This is a genomic window from Candidatus Methanoperedens sp. (assembly GCA_027460535.1).
Classification (GTDB): Archaea; Halobacteriota; Methanosarcinia; order Methanosarcinales; family Methanoperedenaceae; genus Methanoperedens.
Genome location: JAPZAR010000021.1, coordinates 51,804 through 62,278 on the forward strand (window position 1 = coordinate 51,804; position 10,475 = coordinate 62,278).

Sequence of the window (10,475 nt, forward strand, 5' to 3'; positions counted from 1 at the left end):
AAGTGTAAGATATACGAACCAAGTTCGGACATAGATGGGTTGAATGGCAAAAACAAACGGAAATGGTGAGAAAGTAAAATCCATGGAAAGCTGGATCTGGGATGCAGCTTGCAGTATAAGAGGTGCAGCTGATGCGGCTAAGTTCAAAGATTACATTCTTCCATTAATATTTATAAAACGATTGTGTGATGTGTTTGACGATGAGATTGACCGCATTGCAGAAAAAGTAAAAAGCAGAACCAAAGCCCTGCACTTAGTGGAACGGGATAAATCAATAGTGCGTTTTTACATACCCATTAAGCCCAAAGACCCTGAAAAGGAAAGAACATGGGATGTGATTAGAAAGCTGTCTGATAAAATTGGACAGCAACTCACCGATATTCTTCGTGAGGTAGCTAAAGAGAACAAAGACCTGCAAGGAATCATTGACCGTGTTGACTTCAACGCCACCACGCACGGGCAGCGTGATATTGATGATGACCGATTGAGCAAACTAATTGAAAAAGTTTCTGAAAAGCGATTGGGATTGAAAGATGTAGAGCCGGATATAATCGGGCGCAGTTACGAGTACCTGATACGAAAGTTCGCCGAAGGAAGCGGACAGAGCGCCGGGGAGTTCTACACGCCAACAGAAGTGGGTTTCATCATAGCGAAGATCATGGATGCTGAGCCCGGCATGGAAATTTATGACCCATGCTGCGGAAGCGGCGGTCTGCTTATTAAATGCGAGATGGTAATGGAAGAAAAGATGGCGCTGCGCTCTAAAGAGAAGTATGCGCCGCTTCAATTACATGGACAGGAATTTATTGCATCTACGTGGGCAATGAGTAAAATGAACATGGTAATACATGACATGGAGGGCGAAATTGAAATCGGCGACACTCTAAAAAATCCCATCTTCAAAACCGCTGGCAAACTAAGAAAGTTTGACCGTGTTGTTGCCAATCCCATGTGGAACCAGGGCAAAGACAGCTTATCCTATATAAATGATGATTTTTTTATCAATGATGAAATGGAACGCTTCCCCGCAGGTCCTTGCGGAGGCAAGATTGACTGGGGCTGGGTGCAGCATATATACAGCAGCCTGAACGATAAAGGTAGAGGAGGCGTTGTACTTGATACTGGAGCCGCCAGCCGGGGCAGCGGCAACCAGGGGAGCAATAAAGAAAAGGAGTGCCGCAAATGGTTTGTTGAGCATGACCTGATTGAAGGGGTTATCTACCTGCCTGAAAATCTGTTTTACAATACCTCTGCGCCAGGAATTATCATTTTCCTGAACAAAGCCAAAAAGCACAAGAACAAAATTTTCCTTTTACATGCAGGCAAGGAGTTTGAAAAGGGCGATCCCAAGAACTATATCACAAAGGAAGGGATCGAGCGCATTTCTGAGACCTATAAAGCCTTTAAAGAAGTTGAAAAATTTTCCCGGCTGGTGGGTAAAGATGAAATTGTTAAGAATGATTACAATATTTCGCCCAGCCGCTACATACAGGTTAATGATGCCTACGCCTACCGTCCCATTGAAGAGATTGTGGAGGAACTTCGCGAACAGGAAAATGAGTATGTCACCATTGATGTCGAAGTGAAAAGCATTTTAGCAAAATTGGGGATATGATGGAAGGCTGGAAAGAAACTGAGGTCGATAAAAATCCAGTAAATTGGGAAATGGTGCTTTTCCCTAAGTTTGTTATTCTTCAAAGAGGCAAGGATTTAACAAAGGTTAATTTTAAAACTGGAAATGTTCCGGTTGCTGGATCAAGTGGAATAATTGGATACCACGATACAAGTTTTGTGAAAGCACCAGGAGTAACAGTTGGGAGAAGTGGTTCCTGTGGTCAAGTTTGTTATTACGAAACTGATTTTTGGGCTCACAATACTTCACTATATGTTAAAGACTTCAATGGAAATGATGAGCTATTCTCATACTTTTATTTAAGTTATCTTGATATTGGAAGGTATAAAACAGGGGTTTCTGTTCCTACTTTAGATAGAAATTCATTAAATAATATCAAAATCCCTCTTCCTCCCCTCCCCGAACAACGCAAAATCGCCCATGTATTAAGCACGGTGCAAAAAGCCATTGAGCAGCAGGACAATCTCATATGCACCACCAACGAGCTAAAAAAAGCTCTCATGCAAAAACTTTTTACCGAAGGCACCAGAGGCGAACCCCAAAGAAAAACCGAAATCGGGTTGGTGCCGGAGAGTTGGGAGGTTGTGAGGATTGGGGATATGTATGAGTTTACTTCAAAACCGAGAGGGTTAGACATTGGAAGCCCTGTTCCTTTTATCCCAATGGACTTGGTGCCGTTCAATGAATTGGAGATTAATAAATATGTGCTTCGGGATAAGGTTTCAAGCGGAACATATGTAGAGAATGGAGATTTACTTCTTGCCAAGATAACTCCTTCATTTGAAAATGGCAAGCAAGGTTTTGTTTCCATTGATAAACCATTTGCCTATGCAACTACTGAAGTTATTCCAATAAAGGAAAAACAAGGTTTAAGCGATAAATTCTACCTATATTATTTCCTTCTAAAAGATGATATCAGGTCACAGTTAACGGGTAAAATGGAAGGTTCCACAGGCAGGCAAAGATTGAGTAAAACAGTTTTGGAAGAAACACTTATCCCAAAACCTTCATTATCTGAGCAGATTGAAATTGCAAAAATGTATATTTCATTCGATAAGAAAATATCTTTTTGTAACAGCAAAAAACAAACCCTCACCGCCCTATTCAAAACCCTCCTCCACGAGCTGATGACCGGGCAGCGCAGGGTGCATGAGATGGAGTTCAAGTAATAGCGGATTTCCAGTTCTTTTATAAAAGACAATCAATGGTCTTTATATGACTAAAGAGATAATAATAGATAAGGTGGAAAACTATGAAAGCGGAAAAATTGCTTGAACGCATAACTCTTAACCCAGATGTTATGACAGGAAAACCTGTAATCAAGGGGACAAGACTTACGGTGCAGTTTATCGTGGGATTATTAGCGCATGGCGCTTCTGTGGAGGAAATCCTTGAAGAATACAAAGGATTAACCAGGGAAGATATAAGAGCATGTTTGCTTTTTGCAACAGAATCCCTTGAAAACATTACATTTATGCCTTTGACAGCAGAGGCTTGTTAGATGCGGTTTTTTGAAAAAGAAAATGACAGCGCCCAAACCAACAGAACATAAAAGCGTCCAAGCTCGTATACTAAAATATGCACAGGAAATCGGCTGGAGGTATGTCTCGCAAAGCGAAGCCGAGCAGCGCAGAGGTTTTGATCCATCCGGCGCTTCTCCGAGAGAGAAAGCCAAAAACGCTTCCCGCTTTTTTACCGATACTTTATTTGAAAAGGTAAAAGACTTTAATCCAAAGTTCAAAGACAGCAAAGAAGAACTCCTTCGCAAACTCAATTTGCCTTTGCCAACCATCGCGGGCAACCGGGATTTTTTACAGCATCTTCAGGGAGAAAAAACGTTCTTCAGCAAAGAGGAAAACCGTGAATTTAACCTTGTGCTGATAAACTATGGCGAGCCAGACAAAAATGTGTATGAAGTAACCGAAGAATATTATCTTTTCAATGGGCAGTATGCCAATCGGGAGGATGTTGCATTTCTCATCAATGGCATTCCGGTTCTTGTAATCGAATGTAAAAACGCCACCAAAGACGAAGCCATTGCAATAGGTATAGACCAGATCAGACGCTATCACCGTGAGACGCCGGAGTTTTTTTGTCCAGAGCAGATTTTCACAGCCACTGAAAGCATTGGTTTTTCGTATGGCGTAACATGGAACCTCATCAGAAGAAATATTTTTAACTGGAAAGAAGAAGAAATCGGCAATCTGGAAGTAAAAATTAAATCCTTCTGCGGCAGGCAGAATATTCTTGATTACTTGAAAAAATTCATTATTTTTGCAGAGCAAAATGAAGAGCTGAATAAATACATTTTAGCTCAACACCAGAAAACAGCAGTAACAAAAGTATTAGAACGGGCAATCGACCCGAAAAAGACAAGAGGTTTAGTATGGCATACGCAGGGAAGCGGCAAAACCTTTACTATGATAAAAATAGCTGAACTGCTGTTTAAAGCCCCCGAAGCCGAAAAACCCACCATTCTCTTGTTGATCGACCGCAATGAACTGGAAGACCAGATGGCCAGAAATCTTGAATCGTTGGGTGTAAAAAATGTAGTACAGGCAGAGCATATAAGAGACTTGCAAAAATTGCTGAAAAATGATTATAGAGGAATAATAGTCAGTATGATGCATAAATTCCAGGATATGCCTGCTGATGTCAATCTTCGCAAAAACATTTATGTGCTGATTGATGAAGCGCACCGAACCACAGGAGGAGATTTAGGAACATATCTGATGGCTGCCGTCCCGAATGCTACTTTAATAGGATTTACAGGCACGCCGGTTGATAAAACAGTTCATGGTAAAGGAACATTCAAGACCTTTGGCCTTGAAGACGAATCTGGTTATCTGCATAAATATTCCATTGCAGAAAGCATTGAAGATTATACAACATTGCCCCTGTTTTATGGGATGGCTCCAAATGAGCTTTTAGTCCCCAGGGATATTTTGGAAAAAGAGTTTTTGAACCTGGCGGAAGCTTATGGGGTAAGCGACATCGAAGAATTGAATAAAATCCTGGAACGTGCTGTTAATACCCGCAACTTTTTGAAAGGAAAGGAACGGGTAGAAAAGGTGGCTGAATACGTGGCAAGTCATTACAAAGAAAATGTCGAGCCAATGGGCTATAAGGCATTTTTAGTTGGAGTTGACCGTCCAGCATGTGCCATGTATAAAAAGGCGTTAGATAAGTTTCTGCCCACGGAATATTCGGAAGTAGTTTACACCGGCAACAACAACGACACAGAAGACCTAAAGAAATATCACATTGACACTAAAAAAGAAAAGGAAATTAGAAAGAAGTTCACCAAAATCGGAGAACTGCCCAAGATCCTGATCGTTACGGAAAAACTTTTGACAGGTTTTGATGCACCGATTTTGTACGCCATGTATCTGGACAAACCAATGCGTGACCATACCCTTCTTCAAGCCATTGCAAGGGTAAACAGACCATATGAGAACGAAGAAAAGGATATGAAAAAGCCTCATGGTTTTGTCCTGGACTTTGTAGGCATATTTGACAAACTTGAAAAAGCACTCGCATTTGATAGCAAAGAAATCAATTCGATAATAAAGGATATTCAACTGCTGAAACACCTGTTCAAGGCAAAGATGGAAGAAAAAGTTCCTCCTTACTTACAACTGATTAAATTTGGTTTTAACGACAAAGACACAGATAATCTCATTGCATACTTTAGAGATAAATCCAAAAGAAAAGAATTTTTCAAATTATACAAAGAGGTGGAAATGCTATATGAAATCATTTCACCTGATAAATTCTTAAGACCATACATTGACAATTACACTACGCTTTCTGCTATTTACCAAATCGTAAGAAATGCCTATGCAAAAAGAGTCCAGGTTGACAGGGAGTTCCAGAGAAAAACAAATGAATTGATCCAGAATAAAATAGGCATGAGCAATTTGCAGCAGGTTAATGAATTCTTTGAGATTAACGAAGAAACGATTAAAAAAATACAAGATACTCAGAAAAATGACAATACACGGGTAATCAACTTAGTAAAGAGTATTGAAAGAATTGCTGAAGAAGAATCTGATGACCCATTTCTAATTGGTTTGCAGGAAAGAGCTGCCCAAGTAGAAGAAAGCTATGAGGACAGGCAAATTACCACGCAGGAAGCATTAGAAGAAATCAGAAAGATTTATGAAGATGACATAAAACGGAAAAAAGAACAGGTAGAGAAGGGCTTTGATGGCCTAACTTTCTTCATTTACAGAACACTGCTCGACAAAGATTTCAAAAAGGCGGATGAAATAACCAAGCAAATTAAAGCAGAGTTTGTTAATAATCCGAACTGGAAATCAAGCGAAAAGGAATTGAGAGATCTGAGAAAAGGAACATATTACGCTGTGCTTAGCGAAGAAGAGAATATTGACAGAGCTGCTGCAATTGTAGAAGATTTATTTAATCAGTTATTCAAAGCCTACAACTTATGATTATGAGTAAATGGAACGATAAATCTGAATTCAAGGCAAGAGTAAAAGAGTTTGCCGGAAAAATGGATATTGAAGTAAAAGCACTTGCTATCAGACCTATGACAAACAAATGGGCTTCATGTTCTACAGATGGTAATTTGAATTTCAATAAAGAACTTCTGGACATGGACAAAGAAATTGGTGACTACGTAATTGTGCATGAATTGTTGCATTTCAAGGTTCCCAATCATAGTAAACTTTGGAAAAGCTTAATGACTGCTTACCTGGGCGACTATGAGAAGTTAGAAAAGAAATTGAATAAAATAAAAATTGGAGAAAAATAGAAACTGCCGCCCCCATCTTGTGCCAACCAGAGCCGGACAGGTGGGGAGAAGATATCGCAAACAGTGAATCGCATAACGGTATAATTTCTTGATAATATGTTCTTTCAAGATACATAAAAATAAATACTTTAGACAATATATAGATATAATAGATAAACAGAACTCATTGGAGTTCATAAACCTCAAGGGCTAAATTGACAGGAATTGAGAACGATATCTTATTAAGGAAGATGTTGCATTTCGTAGAAAAACACATAGACGATTTACCAGTAGCTACAAAGGATGTTAAGAAATTGAGGATTTAAAAATGAAGAGATTATTATATATTCCAAATGAATCTTTGCCAAAAATTTCAAAATTTTTATCATTAGAAAAAAAATCTATTGAAACTTTTATCAATATTTTAATTGATTCCGAGAAAAAAAGTATTGTTGATTTATATCTTTCTATCATGAATGAAATGAATGTTTCAGATGATGATGCAGCAGCAATCTTTTCCACCTATAAATATTTGTTATTTGTTTTGGAAGAAAACAATTTAAAATTTTCCGACCTTATTCCAGAAACAAAATATATTTTGGAAACTTCCAAGATTCCAGATTATAACAAAATAAGCAAGAATGTAGATGTTAATTCAGAACATTTTAATAATTTATTTTCTGCTGGAAGCATTGAAGAGAAATTTGCAAAAAAAGAATTTTTATCTTCCGAAACATTCAACTCAGTGGTGGATATCCATTCTATTTGTGATATACGACCTTTTTTTAATGAAGAAAGAAATGAAATTTTGGACTTTCTAAATAGTATATATATCGAATTTACGGTTCAGGATTATGCGGATAATATTAAAATAATTCCACTGTCTTTTGACGATGAAGCTTTTGAAGACCTAATCAAAGAAATTGATAATATTAAAAAGAAAAAAGAGGTTATCAATAAGAAAATATCCAAATGGAGAAAGATTTGAATGTTTAATACCCAAATTATTAATAGAAAGTTTTCAATCATCCGTGATATAAATTCATATCGGGCATCTCCAGCAAAATACAAACAAATGATACATTCAGGGAAATCTCACTTGGATAATGTTTATGATCCTTTAAATCCTGTAATAAGAATTGATAGAGGTAAAATTCGTTCTGGACGACATGCTGAAATTCATAATCGAAGGGCTCGACCTATTGATTTCAAGAAAAAAAAGTTAAGAGTCAGGGTTTGCCCGGATATTAATAACTTAACCATTGGTGATTCCTTCAATGATTTTTATTCTCCAGTCAATTTTAATATAAAAAAATATATAACAAAATTAGAAACAAAACATTCAGTTGATGATATAACCACTTTGGGCAGTACAACCCATGAAGAAAATTTAGAATATGATGTTTTTATTCAGATGCCTCCCATAAAAAAATGGACCGCACGGGTAAAAATAAAAAGTATAGAAAACGCAAAAATGAATATAGTGGAACCATAATGATATATGGCGATTGAATATCCTTGGTACGAGGTTGTAAATTGTGATGCTGATTTAATGCAAGGTGACTTTATAAAAGGTTGTCCTATAATTATTCCCCCTTCAGAGATACAAGAGGAAGAAGAATTTGAAGCTCGTATTCTTAAATATAATGTAATCATTTTGAGCCAATCCTGCGATATTGCAAATAAGAAAATCGATCTGGTTCTTCTTTGTCCATTCTGGCCCCTTGAAGATTTAGAGAAACAAAGTACTTTTTTTAAAAGTAGCGATGGGAAAGAAGAATTAAGACGTGGAAATGTTACAGGATATCATTTATTAAATAAATGTGGGCTAAAAGGGTTCAAAATGGCTTATCAGGTCGTTGATTTTCGTAATATTTATAGTGTTTCTTTAGAATTTCTTTCTGATCTGACTATAAAGAAAGGTGAAAGATTGCGTTTATTACCCCCTTATAGAGAGCATCTATCTCAAAGCTTTGCAAGATTCTTTATGAGAGTAGGCCTCCCTGTAGATATACCTGCATTTAAAAAATAAGAAACAACATGCTTTTGTTGTACGCATGTTGAACAAAATTGTAACCTGTCCCAGGAAGATAGTAGCCAGATCGATTCTTTTTCGCAATTATTCTTTACGAGCAGGTTGCTCCGCCCTCATCACCCCGCCCCCCATCTTGCTCCCTACTCCCTCCCTGCTTGCAGACCCGGTGCCTGCGGCATGCGCGGAGCCCGGAAAGGTGCGGAGAACACGATCAAATGCGGTGCGCCCAACATGAAATGGTTGCCTTTCGTGAGACGTTAGCTATTCTTATTTATAAACATCTCCTCTAAGATCAACCCTATGGATCAGGATAACCTTTTGTTCCCAGATAACTTCGTAAACAATTCTGAACTTCCCTTTACGGATACGATACTTATTCTTTTCACCTCTTAGTTTGGTGATATCAAGGGATTTTATGGGAACCGGGTCTTCTTTCAGGACAAGCATTGCCTCTTTGAGGCGCGCCCTGTCATGTTTCTGCAGGGAAGAAATAAATTTCAAAGATTTGGCTTTGATATTTATTTCAAATGTCATGCATTCAATACCTTTAGTAATTCGGCTTCCGAAGCTATTCTATCCTTGCTCCTTATCGCCCTAAGGTCTTCGGCTTCAGGTTCTTCTTCCGGGATCAGCCTATCAACAAGTTTTGAATATAAATTTGTGAGCATATCAAGGTCGGCGCGAATCTTTCTCAATTCAACCACTGTTTCGGTTACCATGCAATATCAGTTAATATTTTAAACCTTATAAGGATTTTCCATGGAAAGTATAAACTGAAGCAATTCATCAGATGCGCCTCACCCCGCCCCCTCCCCGTTTGCTGATCCGGTGCGTGCGGCATGCGGGGAGCCAGGACAGGTGGAGAACATATCTCGACCAAATGCGGGCGCCCAACTTTGAAAGGTTACATTTTAAGGAGGGAATAGCGCATAGCCAACAACTTACAAACGTTGTCTACGCAGTCCTTACTTATATGCATCTCCTCTATGCTGGACTGAAGTTATCCTGACTTTCCTTGGATCATTATCCACAGAATAAAGAACCCTGTACTTGCCAATCCTTAATCTGTAGGTATTATCCGGGTATCCTTCCATCGGCTTAACATCAAAACCTGATCTTGGTTGAACAGGATTCTTCTCAAATTCATCAAGTAATTTTAGAAATTTCTCAACAACGTATTTTGGGACTTTTTCTAAATCTTTCTCAACCCGTTCATCGATAAGAACTTCGTATGGAGTTGTGTTTCTGCTCACTCATATCAACTTCCACTTGAAACTCTTTTCCTCATTCGAGATTTAAAATCTTCTTTTGATATCCCTTTAAAATCAGCAAGGCGGCGATAATGTTCTTGGATATGTTCCGCGCTTATATCTTCGATTGATACCTTATTCATGAGCATATTCAGGACATCATCAAAAGTCAAGTCACCAAACTTATAATCCGATAGCCTTTCTTTAGTTTTCTCATTTATTGTAATAGTCGTTGGCATAATTGAAATAATTGTTTTAATTGATATTAAAGTTATTTATGTTTCAAAGCATTTCATTACCCTGACAGATTCGTTTTCACACCTGGTCTGTTTGGGATAGTGTTGCGCCCACCTCCCCGCTGGCAGACCCGGTGCGTGCGGCATGCGTGGGAACAGGTGCGGGGAACACGATCAAAATGTGAACTTTAATATATGTTTAAACATATGTTTACTTATGACAGCCAAGACGATAACCATCCGCGAAGATATTTACAAAATGCTCCTCTCGATAAAGGGAGCAAACGAGAGCTTCAGCGATCTTTTTGAACGGCTCATAAAATCCCGAAAAAATATTGATAAACTAAAAGAATTGAGAGGCTCTGTTGAATTCAGGAATAAAGAAACTCTTTTGAAAGAGTTATCTAATAAAAGGAAGGAGATTATTTACCCAACTTTACCCCTATCCTCTGACAACAAAATCTAAGAAAAATTATTTTTCCTAAGGCAGTAACCTTTTTATTAGAATTTCGACCAAAAAATATATATGCTTTGTTGTCATATAATACATGACAACTATGAGCTT

General features: G+C 38.2%; 13 protein-coding genes. 9 read left to right on the forward strand and 4 right to left on the reverse strand.

The features are described 5' to 3' along the window. Nucleotides 1-43: 43 nt before the first annotated feature. The 8 genes from O8C65_08675 (at nt 44) to O8C65_08710 (ending at nt 8,421) form a co-directional block, all read left to right on the forward strand. Nucleotides 44-1,615, forward strand: a complete 1,572-nt coding sequence (locus tag O8C65_08675; GenBank protein ID MCZ7356994.1) for a class I SAM-dependent DNA methyltransferase — start codon at nt 44-46, stop codon at nt 1,613-1,615. Beyond that, a complete protein-coding gene (locus O8C65_08680; GenBank protein ID MCZ7356995.1) occupies nt 1,612-2,802 on the forward strand; it encodes a restriction endonuclease subunit S in 1,191 nt (396 codons plus the stop codon). Before O8C65_08675 ends, O8C65_08680 begins: the two co-directional genes overlap by 4 nt. A gap of 83 nt (nt 2,803-2,885) precedes the next feature. After that, entirely contained in the window at nt 2,886-3,134 is a 249-nt protein-coding gene (locus O8C65_08685; GenBank protein MCZ7356996.1) for a DUF433 domain-containing protein, read from the forward strand. Nucleotides 3,135-3,144: 10 nt separating this feature from the next. Beyond that, nucleotides 3,145-6,087: an HsdR family type I site-specific deoxyribonuclease gene (locus O8C65_08690; protein MCZ7356997.1), complete on the forward strand. Its 2,943-nt coding sequence runs from the start codon at nt 3,145-3,147 to the stop codon at nt 6,085-6,087. Continuing rightward, a complete protein-coding gene (locus tag O8C65_08695) occupies nt 6,084-6,410 on the forward strand; it encodes a M48 family metallopeptidase (GenBank protein MCZ7356998.1) in 327 nt (108 codons plus the stop codon). The genes O8C65_08690 and O8C65_08695 overlap by 4 nt, the downstream gene beginning before the upstream one ends. Nucleotides 6,411-6,717: 307 nt before the next feature. Next, on the forward strand, nt 6,718-7,377 hold the full coding sequence (locus tag O8C65_08700; GenBank protein ID MCZ7356999.1) for a hypothetical protein: 660 nt from the start codon (nt 6,718-6,720) through the stop codon (nt 7,375-7,377). Further along, nucleotides 7,378-7,884 (forward strand): hypothetical protein, encoded by a 507-nt coding sequence (locus tag O8C65_08705; GenBank protein ID MCZ7357000.1) that lies wholly within the window; start codon nt 7,378-7,380, stop codon nt 7,882-7,884. It begins immediately after the preceding gene. A gap of 6 nt (nt 7,885-7,890) precedes the next feature. Then, nucleotides 7,891-8,421 carry a hypothetical protein gene (locus O8C65_08710; protein MCZ7357001.1) on the forward strand — a complete coding sequence of 177 codons (531 nt, stop codon included), beginning with the start codon at nt 7,891-7,893 and terminating at the stop codon, nt 8,419-8,421. A 270-nt stretch (nt 8,422-8,691) separates the two neighbouring features. Here the strand turns inward: O8C65_08710 and O8C65_08715 are convergent, their stop codons facing one another. The 4 genes from O8C65_08715 to O8C65_08730 all read right to left on the reverse strand — a co-directional run bounded on the left by O8C65_08715 (nt 8,692) and on the right by O8C65_08730 (nt 9,913). After that, nucleotides 8,692-8,958 (reverse strand): type II toxin-antitoxin system RelE/ParE family toxin, encoded by a 267-nt coding sequence (locus tag O8C65_08715; protein MCZ7357002.1) that lies wholly within the window; start codon nt 8,956-8,958, stop codon nt 8,692-8,694. Next, entirely contained in the window at nt 8,955-9,143 is a 189-nt protein-coding gene (locus O8C65_08720) for a hypothetical protein (protein MCZ7357003.1), read from the reverse strand. The genes O8C65_08715 and O8C65_08720 overlap by 4 nt, the downstream gene beginning before the upstream one ends. 246 nt (nt 9,144-9,389) lie before the next feature. Continuing rightward, nucleotides 9,390-9,677 carry a type II toxin-antitoxin system RelE/ParE family toxin gene (locus tag O8C65_08725; GenBank protein ID MCZ7357004.1) on the reverse strand — a complete coding sequence of 96 codons (288 nt, stop codon included), beginning with the start codon at nt 9,675-9,677 and terminating at the stop codon, nt 9,390-9,392. 5 nt (nt 9,678-9,682) lie between these two features. After that, nucleotides 9,683-9,913, reverse strand: a complete 231-nt coding sequence (locus tag O8C65_08730) for a hypothetical protein (GenBank protein ID MCZ7357005.1) — start codon at nt 9,911-9,913, stop codon at nt 9,683-9,685. Nucleotides 9,914-10,127: 214 nt separating this feature from the next. Here O8C65_08730 and O8C65_08735 point away from each other — a divergent pair, with 214 nt between their 5' ends. Next, nucleotides 10,128-10,376, forward strand: a complete 249-nt coding sequence (locus O8C65_08735) for an antitoxin VapB family protein (protein MCZ7357006.1) — start codon at nt 10,128-10,130, stop codon at nt 10,374-10,376. The last annotated feature ends 99 nt before the right edge of the window (nt 10,377-10,475 follow it).

Bases quoted from the DNA above. Each gene is read 5' to 3' on its own strand.
- O8C65_08680 (MCZ7356995.1), top strand. From the start codon at position 1,612: ATGATGGAAGGCTGGAAAGAAACTGAGGTCGATAAAAATCCAGTAAAT.
- O8C65_08720 (MCZ7357003.1), bottom strand. From the start codon at position 9,143: ATGGTAACCGAAACAGTGGTTGAATTGAGAAAGATTCGCGCCGACCTT.
- O8C65_08735 (MCZ7357006.1), top strand. From the start codon at position 10,128: ATGACAGCCAAGACGATAACCATCCGCGAAGATATTTACAAAATGCTC.
- O8C65_08705 (MCZ7357000.1), top strand. From the start codon at position 7,378: ATGTTTAATACCCAAATTATTAATAGAAAGTTTTCAATCATCCGTGAT.
- O8C65_08675 (MCZ7356994.1), top strand. From the start codon at position 44: ATGGCAAAAACAAACGGAAATGGTGAGAAAGTAAAATCCATGGAAAGC.
- O8C65_08730 (MCZ7357005.1), bottom strand. From the start codon at position 9,913: ATGCCAACGACTATTACAATAAATGAGAAAACTAAAGAAAGGCTATCG.
- O8C65_08715 (MCZ7357002.1), bottom strand. From the start codon at position 8,958: ATGACATTTGAAATAAATATCAAAGCCAAATCTTTGAAATTTATTTCT.
- O8C65_08695 (MCZ7356998.1), top strand. From the start codon at position 6,084: ATGATTATGAGTAAATGGAACGATAAATCTGAATTCAAGGCAAGAGTA.
- O8C65_08710 (MCZ7357001.1), top strand. From the start codon at position 7,891: ATGGCGATTGAATATCCTTGGTACGAGGTTGTAAATTGTGATGCTGAT.
- O8C65_08685 (MCZ7356996.1), top strand. From the start codon at position 2,886: ATGAAAGCGGAAAAATTGCTTGAACGCATAACTCTTAACCCAGATGTT.
- O8C65_08700 (MCZ7356999.1), top strand. From the start codon at position 6,718: ATGAAGAGATTATTATATATTCCAAATGAATCTTTGCCAAAAATTTCA.